A 23,004-nucleotide genomic window follows, 5' to 3' on the forward strand; every position below is an offset into this window, starting at 1 on the left:
CACGCATGGCGTGGCTCTACCATCGGGGCATGAGCCTGCCCAAGCCGCTGTGGCGACGCCTGCTGCGCATCGCTGCAATCATTCTCGCTGCGCTGGTGCTGCTGGTGCTGTCCGGCCTGCTGCTGGCCGACCACCTCACGCCGCAGGCACGGGGCACGCCTTCGCATGTGCTGCCACTGCAGCCGGCGCAGACCCGCATCGACCAGCAGATCGTGCCATTGCAGGAGGCCCATCCCGGCCAGTCCGGCGTGGCCTTCCTCAGTGATGGCATGGATGCCTTCGCCGCACGCGCGATGATCACCACGCACGCAGGCCGCAGCCTGGACCTGCAGTACTACATCTGGCACGACGACCTGATCGGCCACCTGATGGCCAAGGCGCTGTATGACGCCGCCGAGCGCGGCGTGCGCGTGCGCATCCTGCTTGATGACATGAATGCCAAGGACAAGGACGCGCTGATGATGGCGCTCGATGCGCATCCGAACATCGAGATCCGCCTGTACAACCCGTTCCGCAACCGGACCGGCATCCTGCGCATGGTGGAGATGGTGCAGCGCTTCTTCAGCGTGAACCACCGCATGCACAACAAGAGCTGGATCGCCGATGGCCGCGTCGCGATCGTCGGTGGCCGCAACATCGGCGAGGAGTATTTCAGCGCGCGCACCGATGTGAACTTCCAGGATCTGGACCTGCTGGTCGCCGGCCCCGCCGTGGAGCAGGCCAACCGCATCTTCGACGACTATTGGAACAGCGAAACCGCCATTCCGGTATCCGCGCTTGCCTTCCATACCGACGCACAGCTGCGCCTGCTGGTGCGCGAATCGGACCATGAGGCGCAGCGGGACGTGGCCCGGCCGTACCTGGCGCGCGTGGCCGAATCACGCAAGCGGCAGCGCCCGAGCCCCGAGCCGCTGCACTGGAGCGGTGCAGTGCGCATCGTGTCCGACCCGCCGATGAAGCACCGCAAGGACGATCGCGCCGCCTGGCTGGTGTCGACCCTGATCAGCGAGCTGCAGGCCGCCAGGCACAAGGCCCTGTTGATCTCGCCCTACTTCGTTCCCGGCAACGAGGGCCTGGATGGCTTTTCGGCCATGTCCGGGCGGGGCGTGCAGGTCGGCGTGGTCACCAACTCACTGGCCGCCAATGACGTCGCCGCCGTGCATGGTGGCTACATGGGCTACCGCGTGCCGTTGCTCGAAGCCGGCGTCCACCTTTACGAATTGAAGGCACAAGGGCAGTCCGGCGATGCCGGCGTGTTCGGCAGCAGCGGCGCCAGCCTGCATACCAAGGCGTTCCTGGTCGATGACCGCCGCGGTTTTGTCGGTTCGTTCAACCTCGACCCGCGCTCGGCCTATCTGAACACCGAGATGGGCGTGCTGTTTGACGATCCGGTGCTGGGCGCGCAGCTGCGGGACGAGTACCTGCGCCTGGCTGATCCCAGGCACAGCTGGTGGCTGGCGCTGGATGACCGTCGCCGGTTGCGCTGGCTGGAGCGCGAACCGCCACCGCACTGGGTGGAGGAGGAGCCGGGGGCAACGGCGCGCAAACGCTGGTTGTCGCGGGTGATCAGCTGGCTGCCGGTCGAATCGCAGCTGTAGCGCTCAGGGCGTTGGACCCGCCTCTTCCTGTCCGGCCTCATCACGTGTTTCCACGCTGCGTCCATGCAGGCGCCGCCAGATCCAACGCAGGGCATGCGGCGGCGCTGAAGGCAACTGTTCGAGCAGGGCCAGCATGCGGCTCTGGCCGGCATGTCCATGCCGGCACAGCAGGCTGGCTGCCGCCGCAGCGCTGGCCAGACGCAGGCTGTCGGCGAGTGGGCCATCGGCCTCCGGCGCCAGTGCCTGGTGCACGGGCTCGGGCAGCTCCCAGGCTGCAGCCACGCGTTGTGCCAGCGGCAACGACCATTGTTGGAGCAGTTGCAGGGCCAGCGCCGGCTCCACGGTTTCGTCGCGTGCCTGCGCTTCCTGCAGCAGCTGGCGCATCACCAGCGCTGACCCCAGCCCCTGCACCAGGCCCAGCCACTGCGCAGCGAAGGCATCACCGAAGGTGACCGTGCGCGCATGATCGGCGGCCGCACGCGAAGCCAGCAGTGCGTGCTCCCAGATGATCGTGCTGAACTGCGGAAACATGCCGCACTGCACCTGCATCACCGGCTGCACCAGCACCGCGCTGATGATCTGGCGCACGCCCTCGGTACCGACCAGGGTCACCGCACGCTGCAGGCTTTCCACCGGCCGCTCATGCACCTTGTAGGCCGGGCTGTTGGCGATGCGCAGCAGATTTCCGGTCAGCACCGGGTCCTGGCCGATGATGGCCGCCATCACCCGTGCCGAGGCGGCATCGTCGTTGACGGTCTGGATCAGCTGCGGCAGCAGTTGCGGGCGCCGCGGCAGGTGCCGGGCGGCCCAGTCACGGTCCTGCAGCGCGCGCGCCACCGCTTCGCCCAGTGCCGGATCCTGCACGGGGGCAGGCTCGCCGGCCAGCCGTGGGTACAGGGCAAGTGCATGCAGGCCGCGCTGCAGGTGGGCGGCGATCTCACCGGCCTGCAGCGCCTCGCCCTGAAGGCTGGCTGCGGCAGCAGCGACCGCCTGTCGCGATACGGCCGCCAGGCGCAACGGAGCCGCCCCGGTCGAGCGCGCCAGCCAGCCGCGCAGCGATCGCCACCAGGCCGGCGTCATCGCCGCCTGCCCTGTCGTTGTGGTGCCCTTGCCGTCACTGACCGCCCTGCCTCTTCACGCGAATCCGGCCACCCGCCGTCGTCGCAGCATCGGCCGCACTTTCATCTTCTTTAACCGGAAGGGCGCCGATGTCGACGGCAGCGACCGGGGGAATGGACTAGAATGGCGCCGCGCGACCCGTCCCCCTGCACTGACGACGTCGCTTTTTTTGTTTTTGGGACCCTACCGTTCACTGGCCGTTCGCTGCAGTTCGCCGCTGTTCGCGCCATCGGAGACGCCATGCTATTCGAAACCCTCGCCACCACCGGCCACGAACAAGTGGTGTTCTGCCACAACCACGATGCCGGCCTGAAGGCGATCATCGCCATCCACAACACCACCCTGGGCCCCGCCCTGGGCGGCGTGCGCATGCGCCCTTACGCCAGCACCGACGAAGCGCTGGCCGATGTGCTGCGGCTGAGCCGGACGATGACCTACAAGAATGCGCTGGCCGGGCTCAACGTGGGCGGCGGCAAGGCGGTGATCATCGGCGACCCGAAGACGGACAAGACCGAGGTACTGTTCCGCGCCTTCGGCCGCTACGTCGATTCGCTGGGCGGCCGCTACATCACCGCCGAGGACGTTGGCACCGACGTCAACGACATGGAGAACATCTACCTGGAGAGCCAGTTCGTGACCGGCGTGCACCAGGTCCATGGTGGCTCCGGCGATCCGGCGCCTTTCACGGCCTACGGCGCACTGCAGGCACTGATGGCGGCGATGCGCTTCAAGTTCGGCCATGAGGAAGTAGGCAAGACCAGCATCGCGGTGCAGGGTCTGGGCCACATCGGCATGGAACTGGTGAAACTGCTGCGTGACCGCGGTGCCAAGCTGTATGTCACCGACCTGGACAGTGCGCTGGTTGATCGTGCAGTCAGCGATTTCGGCGCCGAGGCGGTCAAGCCGGACGAGATCCACGAAGTGAACGCCGATGTGTTCGCACCGTGTGCGCTGGAAGGCGCGATCAACGCCGACACGCTGCCGCGGATCAAGGCCAAGATCATCTGCGGCACGGCCAACAACCAGCTGTCGAGCCTGGAGATCGGCGACGAACTGCATGCGCGCGGCATCCTCTACGCCCCCGACTACGCCGTCAACGCCGGCGGTGTGATGAACGTGTCGCTGGAGATCGACGGCTACAACCGCGAACGCGCGATGCGCCTGATCCGCAGCATCTACCACAACCTCACCCGCATCTTCGAACTGTCGCAGCGCGAGAACATCGCGCCGCAGCGGGCCGCCGATCGCATTGCGGAAAGCCGCATCCTGTCGATCGGCAAGCTGAAGATGCCGCTGGGCCGCAGCACTCCGCGCCTGGGCAACCTGCGCGGCGGCTGAGGCTGCAGACGTCGCGCCGGGATCCTTCCCGGCGCGACCGATTGCTCAGAACCCGGTGCTGTAGCGCAACGCAGCCTGCCGCGCGCCCTCGCCACCGATACGCTGGTCGAAACCCAGGCTCAAGCGGCCATTGCGGCCCCACCACGATTCCAGCGCGACGCCGATCAGCGCACTGCCGCGCGGCGCATTCCAGCCTGCCAGCGGCGCCCAGGCATCCACGCCGACAAAACTGGCCTGCCAATCGGCGTCACCGCCGTCCAGCCGCTGCTGCCACTCGGCGTGTCCGCGCAGGTTCCAACGCCCCCAGCCCCGCTCGCCGCGGATGCCGGCCAGCATCTGGCTGCGCTGCGCGCGGGTGGCATCACCCCGCAGGCCGAAGCCGAAACCGCCCAGCTCATTGAACGCATCGGTATCGACACGCGTGGTGCTGGCACCGAGGTAGGGCGTCAACGAAGCGCCTGCGCGGCCCAGGCGATATCCGCCTTCCACGCTGGCGCTGCTGAAACGCCCGCCGTAACGCGCCGAGACACCATAGGCGCCCGCACCCAGCAGCAGCTGGCGATCCAGCGCGCGGGTGAACTGGCCACTGCCGAACTGGGCCAGCGCATAGCCACGCCCCAGGTTCCAGCCAGCGTACAACTGTGCCTGCGCCTGGCGATCACGCCCGCGATCACCGCCGAAACTGCTGCCACCATTGCTGCGGGTCTCACCGAAGGCGACGCCCATCAGGCCGTTGCCGCCCAGCGGCAGATCCTGGCCGGCCATCCAGCCCCGGCTGTCGGCGGCGTTGCCGGCGAAGCTGCCCTGCCCCGCCTCACCCAGCGCGCTCTGCCAGCTCCCGCGCAGGCGCGGGGTGGCCTGTACACGATCGAAGCGCTCGGCAATCGCACGCCGCGACATGTCGATGCTGTCGAAGGTGGCAGCCTCGGCGCGGGCATGCGCCTGGCCGGACAGGCTCTGCAGGCTGTCGGCCAGGCCCTGCTGGCCGCCTCCGGCCCACTGCAGCGCACCGGCTGCCGTACCGAAGGGCGATCCCTGCAGGCCGGTATTGCCGTCGAGCACTGCGAATGCGCCTTCCAGTCGCTGCGCTGCGGCCTGTGCGGAGGCGCTCAGGCCACTGGCTGCGGCGGTGACGCTGACCTGGTTCACGTTCAACCAGGCGTTGTTGCTGTCGTAGCCATACGTGGGTGCCACCAGGGTCAGCCCCTGCAGACCGGTGGAAGTGGCTTGGGTACTGAAGGTGCCGTTCAGGCCCCCCGCGGCGTGGATGAGGTCCTGGCGCGTTCCGTTCTGCGGCACATAGCCGGAGACGAAGCCGTGCACACGCACACCGCCATTGATCGTTGCGTTGCCGGTGACCTGAAGTGCGTTGGCACCGAGCGCGATCATCAGCTGCGCGCCAGGCTGCTGGGTGTAGTTGCCCTCGATGGTGCCGGTGGTGTTGCCGGTGGTGAGGAACACGCTGCCGCCGTTGACCACATTGCCGATCACCCGCGGCGTGCCACCGTTGAACTGCAGACCGGTGGAATCCGGGTCGGGCTGGGCGAGGATCGTCACATTCGAACGGATCACGCCACCGTTCTGCAGCGTCAGGATGCCGCGCTCGATGCGGGTGGCGCCGGAATAGCTGTTGTTGCCGGCCAGTACCAGCTTGCCTCCGCCCTGCTTGACCAGGCCACCGCTGCCGGTGATGTCGTTGCTCCACATCGAGTTGGTCGAGCCGGCATCAACGTTGGCAACCACATCGCCCCAGTCGAAGCGGCCGGGACCGTTGATCGCGCGACCGATGTCGAGCAGGCCATAGCCGAACACCGGATCCACGCCGGGCGCACCGATGTCCTTGGCAGTGCCCAGCAGGGTCTGTCTCACCAGATCGTTGTTGAAGTAGGGGAAGCGCTGCCAGACCAGCGCCGCCGCACCGGAGACCAGCGGCGCGGCGAACGAGGTGCCGTAGTTCCAGTAGTAGCTGCCACCGTTGGCATCCGGGTAGACCGCGCTGCCCGGCGCTGCCAGGCAGTAGCGGGCCGCCTGGCCGCAGGCATTCGAATAGCTGGCCAGCGCGCCCGACGTAAACGGGTCCACCGCCGTGGCCACCAGCCAGCCGCGCTCCAGATCGGCCGCCGGAAGCGTGCCTGCCACGCCCTTCTGGCTGGGCAGCGCGGCCAGGCTGCTCGGCTCGCTGCGGCCGTCATTGCCGGCGGCGAACACCACCAGGCCACCGTGGTTGATCACGAACGGCCGGTATTCGGCGGCTACCTGCGCGGTGGTCGGCAGGTCGGTCCAGTACAGGCCGCCCCACGAGTTGTTCATCACCTTCACGTTGTAGCTGATCAGGTCCTGGTGGACCTGGGCCACGCCCAGCGGCCCACTGAAGGCATTGCCCTGGCCACTGCCGTCATCGGTCGGCGGCTTGTCGGAAATGATTCTTGCCGAGACGATCTGGGCGCCTGGCGCGATACCGCCCGGCCAGGTCCCCACTGCTGCGCCGGCGGCGAGGCTGGCCACGGCGGTGCCATGCCCGACCACGTCATCAACCGCCAGGTTGTTCCTGGCGGGATCGATGTAATTGAAGTTGGCCAGCACGCGACCATTCAAGGCCACCGCGTTGCGCTGCACGCCCGAATCGACGATGCCGATGCGCACGCCCTGCCCGGTCAGGCCGGCGGCCTGTGCGGCACGCGCGTTGGTGACTGAAAGATGCGCGTCAAAGGCCGGCTCCTGCGGCTTGGCCGGCGGTGGTGTCGTCGGCGGAGGCGTGGTTGGAGGTGTCGGCGTGGTCGGGGGCGGGTCGACGCGCACGTTGCTGCCGCCTCCGCCGCCTCCACCACAGGCCGTCAGCGCCATCGCCAGCGCGGTTGCCAGCACAGACCTCACCATCATCGTTCGCTCCATCGATTCCTTCCCGTGAACGTTGGCCTGCCTTCATCCCGGCAGGCGTTCGGCGCCGCACAGCGGCAGCCCTCCCCGACCCTCTATACTTGGGCCGACCCCCACGCAGTCTGCCGGGAAACCGGGGCGCATCCAACGGCCTCCGGTCTCCTTTCCGAACATTGCTTACGCATCAACGAGATTGCCATGTCCAACATCGTCATCGCCGCCGCCAAGCGCACCGCCATCGGCTCCTTCCTCGGCCAGTTCAACGGCGTGCCGACCCCGACCCTCGGCGCCGCAGCCATCGCCGCCGCCCTGGAACAATCGGGTGTCCCGGCCAGCGACGTTTCCGAAGTCCTGATGGGCTGCGTGCTGCCGGCCAACCTCGGCCAGGCGCCCGCCCGCCAGGCGGCGATCGCCGCCGGCATCCCGCTGTCGGCCGGTGCCACCACGCTGAACAAGGTGTGCGGCTCGGGCATGAAGACCATCATGCTCGGCCATGACCTGATCAAGGCCGGCTCGGCCAGCATCGTGGTCGCCGGCGGCATGGAATCGATGTCCAACGCCCCGCACATGCTGCCGAACTCCCGTACCGGCAACCGTTTCGGCAACTTCCAGGCGGTCGACCACATGGCCCACGATGGCCTGGTCAACGCCTATGACGGCAAGGCCATGGGCGAATTCGCCGAGTGCGCGGTGGACAAGTACCAGTTCAGCCGCGAAGAGCAGGACGCCTATGCGATCGAGTCGGTCAAGCGCGCGCAGGCTGCCCAGGCCAATGGTGCGTTTGCCGATGAGATCGTCGCGGTGAAGGTAGCCACCCGCAAGGGTGACGTCGAGGTCGCCATCGACGAGCAGCCGGGGCGCTCGGACATCGCCAAGATCCCGACCCTGCGCCCGGCCTTCAAGAAGGACGGCAGCGTGACCGCCGCCAGTTCCTCCAGCATCTCCGACGGCGCCGCCGCGGTGGTCCTGCTGACCGAGGAAGACGCGGCCGCACGTGGCATCACCCCGCTGGCCCGCATCGTCGGCCACGCCACCCACTCGCAGGAACCGGAGTGGTTCACCACCGCGCCGATCGGCGCGCTGCACAAGCTGCTGGGCAAGACCGGCTGGTCGCTGGACCAGGTCGATCTGTTCGAAATCAACGAAGCCTTTGCTGTGGTGGCGATGGCCCCGATGCGCGAACTGGGCATCCCTCACGACAAGCTCAACGTGAATGGCGGCGCCTGCGCACTGGGTCACCCCATCGGGGCCTCCGGCGCACGTCTTGTGGTGACCCTGGTCAACGCTCTGCGCACGCGTGGTGGCAAGCGCGGCATTGCCACCCTCTGCATCGGCGGCGGCGAAGCAACGGCAATCGCCATCGAATTGATTTAAAAAGATTTAACGATGATTTCGCAAAAATGAATGCGGGATCGCTTGACACCCAATCTTGGCTTGTCATCATGTTGTCGGCGCGCAGCATGCGCGTTGCCTAATTCTAACGACGAGGATTTACACAATGAGCATCAACAAGCTGCTGGTCGCGATGTCCCTGGCTCTGGCCCTGGCCGCCTGCTCGAAGCAGGAAGCTGCCCAGGACGCCGCTGCTTCGGCCAACGAAGCCGCCACCGAAGCCCAGGCTGCTGCCGACCAGGCCGCCGCTGCTGGCGCCCAGACCGCCGACGCTGCCCAGCAGGCCGCTGACACCGCCGCCACCGCTGCTGACGCCGCCACCGACGCCGCTGCCCAGACCGCCGGTGCTGCCACCGACGCTGCTGCCGGCGCTGCTGCTGACGCTGCCAAGGCTGCTGAAGGCACCGCTGAGAAGGCCAAGGACGCTGCTGAAGAAGCCAAGAAGTAATAACTTCTTTCTTCACGCTGTTCCGGAAAAGCCGCTGGTTCGCCAGCGGCTTTTTCTTTGCGTGGATGCCGGCGATCAAGCCCCTGCATCGCGACCCGGTCTTCACAACGGCATGAATAGGCTGGCGTCCCCATCCATTGCAGTGCCGGAGACCGCCATGAAGATTCGTCCGATCACCACCACCCTGCTGGCCGCCTCCCTGCTGCTGGCCCTGGCCGCCTGCAAGGGCCCGGAAGCCGAACAGGCCAAGCAGGACGCGCAGCAGGCGGCCGACAGCGCCGGCGCTGCCGCCCGCGACGCCGTCGACAAGGCTGCTGCCGCCACCCGCGAAGCCGCCGACAAGACCGCCGCCGCTTCCGAGCAGGCCGCCGCCGATACCCAGCAGGCGCTGGACAAGGCCGCAGACGCCACTGCCAACGCCGCCGACAAGGCCAAGGACGCCGCAACCGACGCCGCCGCGCACGCCAGCGACGCCACCGCCGACGCCGCGCAGAAGGTCGCCGACAAGGCCCGCGATGTCGCCAATGACGCCAAGGCCAACGCCGCCAAGGAAGAAGCCAAGCACTAAGCCCTACCGGCAGCCGAGCACCGGCTCGGTTCCACAGGAAAAGCCGCGGCACCGCCGCGGCTTTTCTGCTTTTCGCTCCCTGCTTCTTCTGTTGATTCCGTGGTGTGCGCCTACGGAAAGTGTCCAAGGACGCGCGGGTAGGTTGCGCAGGGGCGTAAGCGCCATGGATGGCGCGCCCGAGCCTTATCTGATGAAAATCTGTCAGCGTAGGTGTCGAGAGCCGGCGTGGGCCGCCCCTACGGCAGCGCGCGCGCCAGCATCGCCGTCAGCTCCAGCCCCGCCGGCAGCGTCCCGAACGCCAGCCCATGCTCCCCTTCCAGCCGGCTACGCACGAACGCCTCCGCCATCGGACTGCGCGCACGCAGCAGCAGCGCCGCCTGCAGCAGCAGCGCAGTGCGCTCGCAGAACAGCCGCGCCTGCGCTTCCTCCGGTGGCGGCGCCGCTGCCCAACGCTGCAATGCCGCTGCATAGCGCGCATCACGGTCAGCCACCGACGCCAGCTCACCGCGCAACGCCGCCATCGCCTCCGGTTCACGCGCCAGCGCACGCAGCACATCCAGGCACTGGATGTTGCCGCTGCCCTCCCAGATCGAATTCAACGGTGCCTGCCGGTACAGGCGGGGCAGCATCGACTCCTCCACGTAGCCGGCACCGCCCAGGCATTCCTGCGCTTCATTGACGAAGGCCGGCGCACGCTTGCACAGCCAGTACTTGCCCAGCGCCGTCCCCAACCGCGCCATCGCCGCTTCATTGGCATCCACACCGGCACGATCCACCGCGCGTGCGATGCGCATCGCCAACACCGTGGCCGCTTCCGACTCCAGCGCCAGATCAGCCAGCACGTTGGTCATCAGCGAGTGCTCCACCAGCAGCTTGCCGAAGGTGCGCCGATGGCGTGCATGATGCAGCGCCTGCGCCAGCGCCATGCGCATCTCCGCGGCCGCACCCAGCATGCAGTCCAGGCGGGTCATCATCACCATGCCGATGATGGTCGCCACGCCACGCCCTTCTTCGCCCACGCGCCATGCCTGCGCGCCACAGAACTCGACCTCGCTGGACGCATTGGACCAGTCACCCAGCTTGTCCTTCAGCCGCATCAGCCTGAATGCATTGCGGTCGCCATCGGCCAGCCGGCGCGGCATCAGCAGGCAGGTCAGCCCGCCCGGCGCCTGCGCCAGCACCAGGAAGCCATCGCACATCGGCGCGGAAAAGAACCACTTGTGGCCGACCAGGCGGTAACGTTCGCCATCGATCGGTTCGGCGCGCGTGCTGTTCGCACGTACATCCGAGCCGCCCTGCTTCTCGGTCATGCCCATGCCCAGCGTGATGCCGGTCTTGTCCGCCACCGGCACGTCGCGCGGGTCATAGACCGGCGCGGCGGCCTTGCGCGCCCATTCGGCCAGGTGCGGCTGCGACTGCAGCACTGCCACCGCCGCATGGGTCATGGTCAAGGGGCAACTGGTGCCGGCTTCGGCCTGGTGGTGCAGGTAGCTCAGCGCCGCACGCGCGACGTGTGCGCCGGGCTGCGGCTCGTGCCAGGACAAACCCGCCACGCCATGCTGCTTCGCTGCGGACATCAGCTGGTGGTACGCAGGGTGGAACTCGACCGTATCAATGCGGTGGCCCTGCGCATCGTGCGTACGCAGCCGCGGGCGATCACGGTTGGCATCGAAGCCGAGCCGGTACAGCTCGTCGCCGGCCAGGGCCCCGTACACGGCCAGGCGTGGCGCTAAGGCACCGGCACCCTCGCGATGCACCGCCTCCGCCAACGCCACATCGTCGGTCCACAGCTGGCGGCCCGCGAACGGTGGCGGCTGGTTCAGCACCACATGGGTTTCAAACGGCGCGTTGCTGCTGAAGCTGGGTCCACTCATCCGGTCCATCCTGGCGGCAAGAGGTATGCGGTCCGATTGTGCCGCATGCCCCGCCAAGCCCGTGTTCAGGCCGGTTCTCACCGCCTGCACGAAGCGCAGGCCACAGTGGCCGCATGGAAGGCAATGACGATCTGGTGGTGCTGCGTCCGGAGGGGCTGTACTGCGCCGCGGGAGATTTCCACATCGATCCCTGGCGCCCGGTGCCGCGCGCGGTCATCACCCATGGCCACGGCGACCACGCGCGCCCGGGCATGGGCGAATACCACTGCAGCGAAGGAAGCCTGCCGATCCTGCGCTGGCGGCTGGGCGATGTTGGCGTGCAGGCGCACGCCGAGGGGGTGCCGTTCCGCTTGGGCCGGGTGCAGGTATCGCTGCATCCGGCCGGTCATGTGCTCGGTTCGTCCCAGGTGCGCATCGACGATGGTGAACGGGTGTGGGTGGCGTCCGGCGACTACAAGCGCCAACCCGACCCGACCTGCACGCCCTTCGAAGTGGTGCCCTGCGATACGTTCATCACCGAAGCGACGTTCGCGCTGCCGATCTATCGCTGGCCGGACACCCCGGCGGTCGCCGCAGAGATCGTGGCGTGGCGCCGCGAATGCGAACAACGTGGCGAAGCGGCGATCCTGCTGTGCTATGCACTCGGCAAGGCGCAGCGGGTGCTGGCCGAGTTGTTGCCACTGGACGACCGCCCCGCGTGGCTGCACGGCGCCATCGCCAATGGCGTGTCGGTCTACCGGCAGGCCAACATCCCGATGCTGGAGACGCTCACCGTCGCCGAACAGGGGCGTCAACCCGACGCCGCCGGCCAGTTGATCCTGGCCCCACCCTCGGCCGCAGGCACGCCGTGGATGCGCCGCTTCGGACCGCATCAACTGGGGTTCGCCTCGGGGTGGATGCAGCTGCGCGGCAACCGGCGGCGCCGCAACGTCGACCGGGGCTTCGTCATTTCCGATCACGCTGATTGGCCCGCGCTGCTGCAGACCATCGAACAGACCGGCGCGCAGCGGGTCATCGCCACCCATGGCAATACCGATGCATTGATTCCGTTCCTGCGCGAGCGCGGCGTGGCGGCTGAAGCCTTTCGCACCGACTTCGGGAGCGAGGAATGAAGGCCTTCGCCGCGCTCTACCAGCGCCTGGACCGCAGTACTGCGACGCTGGACAAGCGCGCCGCACTGGTCGACTACTTCCGCCACGCAGCGGCGCACGATGCGGCGTGGGCGCTGTACCTGCTCAGCGGCGGCAAGGTCGGCGGCGCACGCCGCAGGATCGCCGCCAGTGGTGAGCTGCGCAGCTGGATTGCCGAGGAATCCGGACTGCCCGCCTGGCTGGTGGAAGACAGCTACGCTCAGGTCGGCGATCTGGCCGAAACACTGACACTGCTGCTGGATGACCCCTTGCATCCCGCCGCCGACCGGCCGTTGTCGGACTGGATCGAGCAGCATCTGCTGGCGGTAGCCAACCAGCCCGAAGTGGTGCGCCGTGCGGCGGTCGTCGCCGGCTGGCGGCAGCTGTGCAGCGGCGAGCGCCTGGTGTTCAACAAGCTGCTCACCGGCGCGCTGCGCGTGGGTGTCTCGCAACGGCTGGTGCAGCAGGCGCTGGCAGAATGGTCCGGCCTGGACATCGCGCGCATCGCCCAGCGCATGCTCGGCGAGTGGGTGCCCTCTCCCGGGTTGCTGGGGCAGCTGCTGTCGCCGGATGAACTGCCACTGGACCGGCAGCAGCCGTACCCGTTCTTCCTGGCCTCACCGTTGGAGGGCGAACCGGGCGAACGGCTGGGTCCGGTCGAAGACTGGCTGCTGGAGTGGAAGTGGGATGGAATCCGTCTGCAGCTGCTGCGCCGACGCGGTGAAGTGGCGCTGTGGTCACGTGGCGAGGAACGGCTGGATGGCCGCTTCCCGGAAATTGAACAGGCCGCGATGGCGCTGCCCGACGGCTGCGTGCTGGACGGAGAACTGCTGGCCTGGGACGAGAGCGACGACCTGCCGCGCGCCTTCACCGCGCTGCAGACCCGCATCCAGCGTCGCAAGCCCGGTGCAGCGACCTTGCGCAACACCCCGGTACGCGTGCTTGCCTACGACCTGCTTGAACGCGATGGCGAGGATCTGCGCGGGCTGCCACTGCAGCAACGGCGTGCACAGTTGGCCGAGGTCATCGGTGCCCTGGGCGACACACGCATCCAGCTGTCGCCCGACGTACCCGCTGGAGACTGGCTGCAGGCGGCCACGTTGCGGGAGGCCGCCCGTGAGCGGGGCGTCGAAGGGTTGATGCTGAAACGCCGGACGTCCGCCTACCAGTCAGGGCGACGGCGCGGCGACTGGTGGAAATGGAAGGTCGACCCCCTGACCATTGATGCCGTGCTGCTGTACGCGCAGGCCGGCCATGGACGGCGCAGCACGCTGTACACCGATTACACCTTCGGCGTCTGGGACGGCGATACGCTGGTGCCGGTGGCCAAGGCCTATTCGGGCCTGGATGACAAGGAAATCCTGGCCCTCGATCGCTGGATCCGCGCCAACACCCGTGAACGGTTTGGCCCGGTGCGCAGCGTGCGTGCCGAACAGGTGTTTGAACTGGGCTTCGAGGCAGTCAACCGCAGCAGCCGGCACAAATCCGGCATCGCCGTGCGCTTTCCCCGCATCCTGCGCTGGCGCCACGACAAGCCCGCCGCCGAAGCCGATCAGCTGGCCACGCTGCAGGCGCTGGCGCGATGAACCGCCGCCAGGCGTTGCGCCGGCTGGAGGACTGGTTCGCTGCGCGCGGCTGGCGCTCACTGCCGTTCCAGCGCGCGATGTGGCGGCACTATCTGGCAGGCGACTCCGGGCTGCTGCACACCCCCACCGGCAGCGGCAAGACGCTGGCCATGTTCGGCGGCCCGCTGCTGCAGGCGATGCTCGATCCACCGTCGGCACCGCGCCGGGCCAGCGCGGTGCGGCCGCTGCAGGTGCTGTGGGTGACGCCGCTGCGGGCATTGGCCAGTGATACCGCACGTGCACTGCAGGCAGTGGTCGACGGGCTGGGCTTGGGCTGGCGGGTCGGCCTTCGCAGCGGCGATGCCAGCAACCGCGAGCGCCGGCAGGCCCGCGAAGGCCGCGTCGACGTACTGGTGACCACGCCGGAATCGCTGGCACTGCTGCTGAGCTATCCCGACACACTGCCACGCATGCGCCAGCTGCGCTGCGTGGTGGTGGACGAATGGCATGAACTGCTGGGGAACAAGCGCGGCGTCCTGCTGCAGCTGAACCTGGCGGTGCTGCGCGACGCCGCCCCTTCCCTGCAGCTTTGGGGACTGTCGGCCACGCTGGGCAACCTGCCGCAGGCCCGCGACGTGCTGCTGCCTGGCCAACAGGATGCACCGATCGTACAGGGCGTTCGTCCGCGCGCGATCAGCGTGCGCAGCCTGCTGCCGGAACCGGGTGAACGTTTCCCTTGGGCGGGGCATCTCGGCCTGGCGCAGCTGCCGCGCGTGCTGGACGCGCTGATGGCCGTACGCAGCAGCCTGCTGTTCACCAACACCCGCGCGCAGGCCGAGCTGTGGCACCAGGCGCTGGCTGCGGTATGGCCGGAAGACGCGGACACGCTGGCACTACATCATGGCTCGCTGGATCCAGCACTGCGCCAGCAGGTGGAAGACGGCCTGCGCGCAGGCGCGTTGCGCTGCGTGGTGGCGACCTCCAGCCTCGACCTCGGTGTGGATTTCCCGGAGGTTGAACAGGTACTGCAGCTGGGCAGCCCCAAGGGCGTGGCGCGGCTGCGCCAGCGCGCCGGGCGCGCACGCCATCGCCCCGGCGCCGGGGGGGCCATCGTCTGCATACCCAGCCACGCACTGGAACTGGCCGAATATGCAGCGGTGCGCCGCGCACTGCACGAAGGCGTGGTCGAAGCGCGTCGACCGCCGACGTTGTCACTGGACGTGCTGGCACAGCATGCGGTCAGCCGCGCCCTCGCGGGCGGCTTTGACAGTGATGCGCTGCTGGCGCAGGTGCGTCGCACCCATGCCTTCGCCACGCTGGGCGATGAACAATGGCGGGCCGTGCTGGACTTCATCGTGCAGGGTGGGCAGGCGCTGGCGCAGTACCCCGATTTCCACAAGGTCGTGCGCGATGCCGATGGCAGCTACCGCATGCACGATCGCCGCCAGGCGCTGCGGCACCGCCTGTCGATCGGCACCATCAGCAGCGATGGCAGCGTGCGCGTGCAGTTCCTGCGCGGTGGCGGGCTTGGTGCAGTGGAGGAGCAGTTCGCCAGCCGCCTGCGTCGCGGCGACCGTTTCCAGTTCGCCGGGCGCCTGCTGGAACTGGTGCAGCTGCGCGACATGACCGCTTTCGTGCGGCTGGCACGAGGGCGCGGTGATGGTGTGGTGCCGCGCTGGCAGGGAGGCCAGTTGCCGCTGTCGATGCCACTCGGCCGTGAGCTGGAGTGGGTGCTGTCCGGCGCCGACGACAGTGCCGAATCCCGCTGGTTGTCACTGTTGCTGGCACTGCAGCAACAGCTGTCGGCGCTTCCCGGCCCAGAGCACCTGCTGGTGGAAGAGGTGCGGCGCCGCGAAGGCCAGTTCATGTTCGTCTACCCCTTTGCCGGCCGCCACGTACACGAGGCACTGGCCGCGCTGTTGGCGCTGCGCTGCACCCGCCAGCAACGCAACAGCATTGGCTATGCGGTGAACGATCATGGCCTGGTGCTGGCGCCGGCGCGGCCGATCGATCTGGATGAGGCGCAATGGCGTGCGTTGTTCGGCAATGACCGGTTGCTGGACGATCTGCGCGCCGCAGTGAACCTGGGCGAGCTGGCGCGACGTCAGTTCCGGGGCATCGCACGCGTAGCAGGCCTGCTGGTGCCCAGCCTGCCCGGTGGCATGCCACGGTCGCTGCGCCAGCTGCAGGCGTCCGCGGGCCTGCTGTACGACGTGCTGCGCGAGCACGATCCGGAACACCTGCTGCTGGCGCTGGCGGAACATGAAGTGCTGTACGACAGCCTCGACCTGCCGGGGGTGCAACAGGTACTGGAGCGGATCGGCACGCAGCAGCTGTCGCTGCAGCGACCGTCATCACTCACGCCGCTGGGCTTTCCATTGTGGGCCGAACGCCTGCGCGGTCAGTTCAGCAATGAAGACTGGCGTATGCGCGTGCAGCGCGCGGCCCAGCAATTGGAGCGCCGCCATGACCGATGAATTGCCGCTGCTGCTTGCTGGTGAGTCCGTGGTCCTGGTGGGCGCGCGTGCGCTGTACTGGCCCGCGCGGCAGGCACTGCTGATCGCAGACCTCCACCTGGGCAAGGCCGATGTGTTCCGTCGCGCCGGCATCGCGTTGCCCAGCGGCGGCACCGGCGAAGACCTGCAACGCTTGCAGCGGCTTCTGGACCTGCATGCCTGCCGCGAGCTGTGGATCCTGGGCGACATCCTGCATGGGCCGGCGCATCGCGCTGGGTGGTACCAGCAATGGCTGGGATGGCGTGAACGCAATGCTTCGCTGGACGTGCATGTCCTGCGCGGTAATCACGACCGCCAGCTGCCGCATGCGCAGTTGCAGGTCCAGATCCACGATGAAGTACGACTGCGGCCGTTCCTGCTTCGGCATGAGCCGATGCCCGATGCGGCGCTGCATGTGATCGCCGGGCATCTGCACCCGCAGGTTGCCTTGAAGCCACTGCGACGGCGCTTCCCCGCGTTCTGGCTGCGTGACCGGATGACGGTCCTGCCGGCCTTCTCCGCATTCACTGCAGGCATCGTGCCTGCCCCCGCCCGCGGCGAACAGATGATCGCCTGCGTGGAAAGCGGCCTGGTGGAACTGCCGGTCGCCTGACTCAGGCCGGGCCAATGCCCAGCTGCGGCATCAACTGGAAATCAGGGGTGTCATTCTCACGCCGCCGCGGCAAGGCCTGGATTGCCGCCAGCATCTCCTGCGCGCAGGTCCGGATGCGTGCGTGGTGTTCCGGCGACGCATGGCTGACCAGGCTGCCAACATGGAACTCGAATACATCCTCCAGTACGTCGGGCTGGTCCTCGTGCAGCATCTGCAGCAGTCCACGCAGCTTGCAGATTTCCGACTCCAGCTCCTCGACCGCGAACAACATGGCATCCTCCTCTTCAACATCAGGCGGCACGTCCGGGCCGCAACAGGCCGCAACGGCAGCGCCGCCCGGGCCACGCGCGATGTTGATCACGGAAAGGAAAACGGGCGACGCGCAGTCGCGTGCAACCTACTTCTCGCACATCCGCGGTGAGGCAACCGTTAATTCACGTGACGGCACGCTTCACGCGCTGGCCGTGATCGCGTTGCTGCGAGGTATTTCCATCGTCGTCGCCAATGCGTCGATGAAGGCCGGATCCAGCGTAAGCGAACCGAACCACCCCTGCTGCGTGCCGCTGAGCACGCGCAGCATGTGGCCACGGCCTCCGGGCAGGCGCCCCATCGGACCCAGCAGCACGTCGCGCGTCTTCGCCCAGGCATCGCGATCGGACTGGAACAGCGGCGTCAGCCAGCGACTCCAGCGCTGGTAGACCGCCACGTGGGCCCTGCGTTGCGCCTGGTAGGCCTGCAATGCAGCGGCACCACCGCCATGCGTGCGCACCGCATCGCGCAGCGCCAGTGCATCGAGCAGCGCCATGTTCACCCCCTGCCCCAGCTGCGGGCTCATCGCGTGCGCCGCATCACCTGCCAGCACCATGCGGCCCTGGTGCCAGCGCGTCATCACTGCATCGCGATAGACCGCGCGCGCCAGCTGGCCGGCATCGCGCAGGTGGGCGAAGCGCGCACTGGCCTGCGGCCACAGCGCATGCAGCTCGTCCAGCCAGGGCGTCATGCCATCGGCCTGCCAGCGCTCGAAGTCGGTGCGTGGCAGGCTCCAGAAGAAGCTCAGGCGCGGCGTGTCATCGCCGGGGCGCGTGCCGACCGGCAACAGGCCGATCATCTTGCGCGCGGCCACGTAGCGCTGCCGCAGCTCCTGCACATGCGGCCAGTCTTCGGCCGGCAACAGGCACCACAGCGCTCCCCACGGATACACGCGGTCCAGCCCGGCACCGCCGGCAATGGTGCTGCGCAGCGTAGAGGCCGCGCCATCGGCGGCCACCACCAGGTCGAACGGGCCATGCAGGCGCCCTTCGCTGTCGCGCAGGCGGCCCTGCTCGGCATCCACGGCGGCGATGGTGACGCCCGCATGCAGATTGCCTGCCCCCGCGCGCGCCTGGTCCAACAGCGAGAACAACGCCCCACGCTGCATGCCCAGGCCATGCAGGCGCGCATCCAGACCGTCGTAGCGCATGTCCATCACCGCGCGCTCGCATGGCGTGTCGCCATACAGGCGGTGCACCGGCGCGGCATGCGCGCGCACCGCATCCAGCAGGCCCATCTGCCACAGCACCTGCAGGCCGCTGGGCTGCAGCAGGAAACCGGCACCCACCGGTCCCGGCGTCGGCACGCGCTCGAATATCTCTACCTCGTGGCCGTCACGGGTGAGGAGGATGGACACTGCCTGTCCAGCGGTGCCGTAGCCGATCACGGCGATACGCAGTCGTTCCGTCATGGCCACATTGTGCCCGAGGCGGGTGGACCGCGAACCGGCCGCGGGCACGCCGCGCAAAAAAAAACCCCGCCGAAGCGGGGTTTTCAACGCACTGTCGAGTGGATCACTCGGCCGGCGTGATGTTCGAAGCCTGGGCACCCTTCGGGCCCTGGGTCACGTCATAGGTGACGCGCTGGCCTTCCTGCAGGCTGCGGAAGCCCTTGGAGTTGATGGCGGAGAAGTGCGCGAACACGTCGGCGCTGCCATCCTCCGGCGAGATGAAGCCAAATCCCTTGGCGTCGTTGAACCACTTGACGGTACCGTTCGGCATGGTGATGCGAGACCTTATGCAATGAATGGGTGGTGTACGCTGAACCCGCGCACAAGCTGAGTATGCAAAGCTTGCTCGGGGAAGACAATCACCCCCGCGCCAATTCGCCCACCAGTTCCGGAAGTCCGTTGCTGGCCGCCTGTACGTTGGCCAGCACTTCGGCCATCGTAATCTCCTCGCCATCACCACAGCCGGCAGCCCAGTTGGCGATGATCGCCAGGCAGGCGTAATCCAGCCCCAGTTCGCGTGCCAGCGCGGCTTCCGGCATGCCGGTCATGCCCACCAGGTCGCAGCCGTCGCGGCGCATGCGGGCGATTTCAGCGATGGTTTCCAGGCGCGGGCCCTGCGTTGCGCCGTAGCAGCCACCGTCATGGACCGTGACGCCGGTCACTTTGGCCGCCGCCAGGATCTTGCTGCGCAGCATCGGCGTGTACGGGTGGCCGAAATCGACGTGGACCACATCGGTGCCCTCTTCTTCACAGATGGTGCTGATGCGGCCCCAGGTGTAGTCGATGATCTGGTCCGGGCAGGCCAGCACGCGCGGGCCGAAGTTCTCGGTGATGCCACCGACCGTGTTCAACGCCAACACGCGCTGCGCGCCCAGCTGCTGCAGCGCGGCCAGGTTGGCGCGGTAGTTGATCTTGTGCGGCGGCAGCGAGTGGCCTTCACCATGGCGCGCCAGGAACGCCACGCGATGGCCGAGCAGCGTACCGACGCGCACCGGGCCCGACGGACGGCCGAAGCGGGTGTCGACCTCGTGGGTCTGCACGTCGTCAAGCTTGGCCAGGTTGTAGACACCGGTACCGCCGATCACGGCCAGGGCGATCTGTTGCATTCGAAGCACTCCATGAAAAGACGAACGCCGGCACCCGAGGATGCCGGCGGCAGAAGAAGACGCGCCGCGGGCGGCTGCGCCGTTATTCCTTCATCGCGTAGATGGCCGGCACGCAGCGCAGGGTTTCGTTGACGTCCATGCCGAAGCCGAACACGTAGCGGTCCGGCAGTTCGATGCCGGCGTAGTCGGCGGTCACGTCCGGCAGCGCGCGGTCGTGCTTCTTCACCGTCATCGCGGCGATGCGCACGTCGGTTGCGCCCTGTTCCAGGCACCAGGTGCGCACGCCCTGCAGGGTGTAGCCCTCGTCAAGGATGTCGTCGACCAGCAGCACGCGGCGGCCGAACAGCGAGGTGGCCGGCTTGTGCTTCCAGACCAGGTCGCCGCCGGTGGTTTCACCGCGGTAACGGGTGGCGTGCAGGTAATCAAACTGCACGTCCTGGCCGCGCGCGCCCAGTTCCAGCGCCAGCTGGCCGGCGAACGGCAGCGCACCGTGCATGATGGACAGGAACAGCGGCACCTCGCCCTTGTAATCGCGCGCGATGGCGTCGGCGATACCAGCGATGGCCTTGTCGATGGTGGGGCGGTCGACCAGCAGGTCAGCCTGGGCCAGGGCCTGGGAAATGGTGAGGTTGGGCATCAGACGGTTCTTCCAAGGGTTTCAAGCAGACGGGTTTGGGTGTCGCCATGGCGGGCATCGGCCAGCAGGCCATCCCAGCCAAGTGCGCCGCGGCCGATCAGGCCCAGCAGCGCAGCGGTATTGAGGGAGCGCCCCTGCACCGCGTGCAGGGCTTCATCGACCAGCTCCGGGTGGCAGACCAGCACCACGTCGCAGCCGGCGTCCAGATGGGCGTGCACGCGCGCCGGCACGCCGCCGGCGCTGTGCGAGGCGGCCATGCCGATGTCGTCGGAGAACACCACGCCACGGAAGCCGAGCTCGCCGCGCAGGATGTCCTGGATCCAGCGCGGCGAGTAACCTGCCGGTTCAGGCGCAATCTGCGGGTAGATCACGTGCGCCATCATCACCGCATCGGCACCGGCGGCGATGCCGGCCTGGAACGGCACCAGGTCCTGCGCACGCAGCTCGTCCAGCGCGCGCGGATCGATCGCGGTATCGACGTGGGTGTCTTCCAGCACGGTGCCGTGGCCGGGGAAATGCTTGAGCGTGGCGGCCATGCCGACCGAGTGCATGCCACGCACGTAGGCGGCGGTGAACGCGGCCACCACCTGCGGGTCTTCACTGAAGGCGCGGTTGCCGATGGCACGGTTGCCACGGCCAAGGTCGACCACCGGCGCGAAGCTCAGGTCCAGGCCGCTGGCGCGTACTTCGCTGGCCATCAGCCAGGCGTGCCGTTCGGCCAATGCCAAGGCCTGCTGCGGGTCGGTGGCATACAGGGCACCAATGTCCTGCAGTGGCGGCAGATCGCTGTAACCCTCGCGGAAACGCTGTACGCGACCGCCTTCCTGGTCCACGCAGATCAGCTGCGGGCGCGGCGCGGCGGCGCGGATCGCCGCGCTCAGATCGGTCACCTGCTGGCGGGAGGCGAAGTTGCGCTTGAACAGCACCACCCCGGCCACGGCATCGTGCTGCAGCCAGTCACGTTCCTGGGCGGTCAGTTCGGTGCCGGCAACGCCGATCAGCAGCATGGTCGATCTCCACAACGCGCGCCCGCATGGCGCAGTGCCGCATTGTCGCAGAACCGGCCGACAGGCGCAGTGGTCAGAAAAAGGGGAGTGTGCGGTCAGGGCCCCTGCGGGGATCCGACCCCGGGGCCGGATCCCCGCAGGGGCTCTGACCCCGATCTGCTCAGACCTTGCAGCCGTCCGGGCCGCAGGCCTCGTCGTCGCCAGCCGGGGTGGCCGGGGCGCCCTGTTCGGCGGCAATCTGGCGCAGGGCGTTGGCGAAGGCCTCGGGGGGCTGCGCCCCGGAAATGGCCCACTTTCCATCGATGACGAAGGTCGGCACCGAGGAGATGCCCAGCGCATGCGCCTCCGCCAGCTTGGCCTCGACCTCGGCCAGGCCGCGGTCGGAGGCCAGCATCTGCGCGATTTCGCCGCCGTCCAGGCCGCCCGCCACACCGGCCTTGATCAGCACCGCGCTGTCCGCCAGGTTCTGGCCAAGCTCGAAGTGGGCGCGGAACAGCGCCTCCCCGACCGCGTCCTGCACGCCGTGCTGGCCGGCCAGCCACAGCACCCGATGTGCCGGCAGCGTGGTCACCCGCACCTGGCCCCGGCTGAAGTCCATCGGCAGGCCTTCCGCACGCGCCGTGGTCTGGGTCTGGCCGAGGATCTGCTCGGTGCGCTCGACGCCACCGAACTTGCGTACATAAGCCTCGCGCAGCGGCACCGGGGTGTCGTCCGCGTCCGGGTCCAGCTGGAACGGCTGCCAGTGGATATCGAGTTCAGGCGCATCGGCGCCCAGCAACTGCACGCCCTGCTGGAAACGATGCTTGCCGATCCAGCACCAGGGACAGACCACGTCGGAGTAGATGTCGATTCTCATCCCCCCGACATGGGGCCCGCCCCCGCCGAAAAAAGGGGACGGAGGGGATTAAGTCGCTTTCCGCACAGGCGGGGTAAGGACGACTTAATCCCCTCCGTCCTCTTTTCAGGGTTTCACCACTGTGAATAGGGATGACTGGCGAGCGCGACGTTGTAGTAGCGGGCGTCGTCGGTGACTTCCGCGCCGGCCCAGTCCGGCAGCTGGATGGCCTGGTCGGCGCTGTCCAGTTCCACCTCGGCCACCACCAGGCCGGCGTTGTCGCCGAGGAACTCGTCCACTTCCCAGGTCAGGCCGGCGTGCTCGACCAGATGGCGGCGCTTGTCGATCAGGCCACCCACGCACAGCGCCAGCAGCGCGCGCGCGTCCTCCACCGGAATCGGGTAATCGAATTCCTGCCGGGTGCGGCCGATGGTGCGCGACTTCAGGTTTAGCGCAGCATGGTCGCCCTCGATACGCACGCGCACCGAGGCGTTCTGGGTACCGCGATCCAGCGCGCCCATGTCGTTGATGTAGCCCTGCGCCATCGGGATCACCCGGTGCGCAGCGGATCGCCAGCCATCGTTGATGACCAGGAATTTGCGTTCGATTTCAATGCCCATGGCGCGATTATGCGCCATGGGTG

Annotated in this window: 20 protein-coding genes; 9 read left to right on the top strand and 11 right to left on the bottom strand. The window is 68.0% G+C overall.

Annotated elements, in window-relative coordinates; genetic code table 11:
• The first annotated feature begins 5 nt into the window (after positions 1 to 5).
• Complete coding sequence (locus AC5P67_RS05210; RefSeq protein ID WP_197634515.1) at positions 6 to 1,598, top strand: phospholipase D family protein; 1,593 nt, start codon at positions 6 to 8, stop codon at positions 1,596 to 1,598.
• A gap of 3 nt (positions 1,599 to 1,601) precedes the next feature.
• Here AC5P67_RS05210 and AC5P67_RS05215 read toward each other — a convergent pair whose 3' ends face one another.
• Complete coding sequence (locus AC5P67_RS05215; RefSeq protein ID WP_111118437.1) at positions 1,602 to 2,678, bottom strand: HDOD domain-containing protein; 1,077 nt, start codon at positions 2,676 to 2,678, stop codon at positions 1,602 to 1,604.
• A gap of 279 nt (positions 2,679 to 2,957) precedes the next feature.
• Between AC5P67_RS05215 and AC5P67_RS05220 the strand changes: the two genes are divergently transcribed.
• Positions 2,958 to 4,055 (top strand): Glu/Leu/Phe/Val dehydrogenase dimerization domain-containing protein, encoded by a 1,098-nt coding sequence (locus AC5P67_RS05220; RefSeq protein WP_100438806.1) that lies wholly within the window; start codon positions 2,958 to 2,960, stop codon positions 4,053 to 4,055.
• Positions 4,056 to 4,100: 45 nt separating this feature from the next.
• On the opposite strand, the gene AC5P67_RS05225 is transcribed toward AC5P67_RS05220, so the two are convergent.
• Positions 4,101 to 6,947 (bottom strand): autotransporter serine protease, encoded by a 2,847-nt coding sequence (locus AC5P67_RS05225; protein ID WP_262094673.1) that lies wholly within the window; start codon positions 6,945 to 6,947, stop codon positions 4,101 to 4,103.
• Positions 6,948 to 7,130: 183 nt separating this feature from the next.
• Here AC5P67_RS05225 and AC5P67_RS05230 point away from each other — a divergent pair, with 183 nt between their 5' ends.
• The 3 genes from AC5P67_RS05230 to AC5P67_RS05240 all read left to right on the top strand — a co-directional run bounded on the left by AC5P67_RS05230 (position 7,131) and on the right by AC5P67_RS05240 (position 9,340).
• Positions 7,131 to 8,306: a thiolase family protein gene (locus AC5P67_RS05230; RefSeq protein WP_111189523.1), complete on the top strand. Its 1,176-nt coding sequence runs from the start codon at positions 7,131 to 7,133 to the stop codon at positions 8,304 to 8,306.
• A gap of 124 nt (positions 8,307 to 8,430) precedes the next feature.
• Positions 8,431 to 8,772 (top strand): hypothetical protein, encoded by a 342-nt coding sequence (locus AC5P67_RS05235; protein ID WP_005410581.1) that lies wholly within the window; start codon positions 8,431 to 8,433, stop codon positions 8,770 to 8,772.
• A gap of 157 nt (positions 8,773 to 8,929) precedes the next feature.
• The gene (locus AC5P67_RS05240; RefSeq protein WP_005410582.1) at positions 8,930 to 9,340 is read left to right on the top strand and encodes a hypothetical protein; all 411 of its coding nucleotides are present in this window, start codon (positions 8,930 to 8,932) and stop codon (positions 9,338 to 9,340) included.
• 236 nt (positions 9,341 to 9,576) lie between these two features.
• Here the strand turns inward: AC5P67_RS05240 and AC5P67_RS05245 are convergent, their stop codons facing one another.
• On the bottom strand, positions 9,577 to 11,214 hold the full coding sequence (locus AC5P67_RS05245) for an acyl-CoA dehydrogenase family protein (protein ID WP_065183435.1): 1,638 nt from the start codon (positions 11,212 to 11,214) through the stop codon (positions 9,577 to 9,579).
• Positions 11,215 to 11,327: 113 nt separating this feature from the next.
• Between AC5P67_RS05245 and AC5P67_RS05250 the strand changes: the two genes are divergently transcribed.
• Genes AC5P67_RS05250 through pdeM form a run of 4 tightly spaced genes read left to right on the top strand, consistent with a single transcriptional unit; the run spans position 11,328 to position 17,017 of the window.
• A complete protein-coding gene (locus AC5P67_RS05250; RefSeq protein WP_005414211.1) occupies positions 11,328 to 12,326 on the top strand; it encodes a ligase-associated DNA damage response exonuclease in 999 nt (332 codons plus the stop codon).
• Complete coding sequence (locus tag AC5P67_RS05255) at positions 12,323 to 13,930, top strand: ATP-dependent DNA ligase (RefSeq protein ID WP_111173797.1); 1,608 nt, start codon at positions 12,323 to 12,325, stop codon at positions 13,928 to 13,930. Before AC5P67_RS05250 ends, AC5P67_RS05255 begins: the two co-directional genes overlap by 4 nt.
• On the top strand, positions 13,927 to 16,386 hold the full coding sequence (locus AC5P67_RS05260; protein ID WP_495214358.1) for a ligase-associated DNA damage response DEXH box helicase: 2,460 nt from the start codon (positions 13,927 to 13,929) through the stop codon (positions 16,384 to 16,386). Before AC5P67_RS05255 ends, AC5P67_RS05260 begins: the two co-directional genes overlap by 4 nt.
• A complete protein-coding gene (pdeM, locus tag AC5P67_RS05265; protein ID WP_049402339.1) occupies positions 16,376 to 17,017 on the top strand; it encodes a ligase-associated DNA damage response endonuclease PdeM in 642 nt (213 codons plus the stop codon). Before AC5P67_RS05260 ends, pdeM begins: the two co-directional genes overlap by 11 nt.
• Before the next feature lies 1 nt (position 17,018).
• On the opposite strand, the gene AC5P67_RS05270 is transcribed toward pdeM, so the two are convergent.
• The 8 genes from AC5P67_RS05270 to AC5P67_RS05305 form a co-directional block, all read right to left on the bottom strand.
• Positions 17,019 to 17,288, bottom strand: coding sequence for a hypothetical protein (locus AC5P67_RS05270; protein ID WP_024958257.1), 270 nt, complete (start codon positions 17,286 to 17,288; stop codon positions 17,019 to 17,021).
• Between the two features lie 180 nt (positions 17,289 to 17,468).
• Positions 17,469 to 18,737, bottom strand: coding sequence for an FAD-dependent oxidoreductase (locus tag AC5P67_RS05275; protein ID WP_043035435.1), 1,269 nt, complete (start codon positions 18,735 to 18,737; stop codon positions 17,469 to 17,471).
• 103 nt (positions 18,738 to 18,840) lie between these two features.
• Positions 18,841 to 19,047 (bottom strand): cold-shock protein, encoded by a 207-nt coding sequence (locus AC5P67_RS05280; RefSeq protein WP_005410590.1) that lies wholly within the window; start codon positions 19,045 to 19,047, stop codon positions 18,841 to 18,843.
• A gap of 88 nt (positions 19,048 to 19,135) precedes the next feature.
• The gene (locus tag AC5P67_RS05285) at positions 19,136 to 19,882 is read right to left on the bottom strand and encodes an S-methyl-5'-thioinosine phosphorylase (protein ID WP_005410591.1); all 747 of its coding nucleotides are present in this window, start codon (positions 19,880 to 19,882) and stop codon (positions 19,136 to 19,138) included.
• A gap of 82 nt (positions 19,883 to 19,964) precedes the next feature.
• Entirely contained in the window at positions 19,965 to 20,519 is a 555-nt protein-coding gene (locus AC5P67_RS05290) for a hypoxanthine-guanine phosphoribosyltransferase (RefSeq protein ID WP_005410592.1), read from the bottom strand.
• Complete coding sequence (gene nagZ, locus AC5P67_RS05295) at positions 20,519 to 21,526, bottom strand: beta-N-acetylhexosaminidase (RefSeq protein WP_005414204.1); 1,008 nt, start codon at positions 21,524 to 21,526, stop codon at positions 20,519 to 20,521. Before nagZ ends, AC5P67_RS05290 begins: the two co-directional genes overlap by 1 nt.
• Positions 21,527 to 21,686: 160 nt before the next feature.
• Positions 21,687 to 22,382 (bottom strand): DsbA family oxidoreductase, encoded by a 696-nt coding sequence (locus AC5P67_RS05300; protein ID WP_005414203.1) that lies wholly within the window; start codon positions 22,380 to 22,382, stop codon positions 21,687 to 21,689.
• A 113-nt stretch (positions 22,383 to 22,495) separates the two neighbouring features.
• Positions 22,496 to 22,981 carry a CYTH domain-containing protein gene (locus AC5P67_RS05305; RefSeq protein WP_495214360.1) on the bottom strand — a complete coding sequence of 162 codons (486 nt, stop codon included), beginning with the start codon at positions 22,979 to 22,981 and terminating at the stop codon, positions 22,496 to 22,498.
• Positions 22,982 to 23,004: the final 23 nt, after the last annotated feature.

The organism is Stenotrophomonas sp. YJH_SMC_21, from assembly GCF_059369555.1.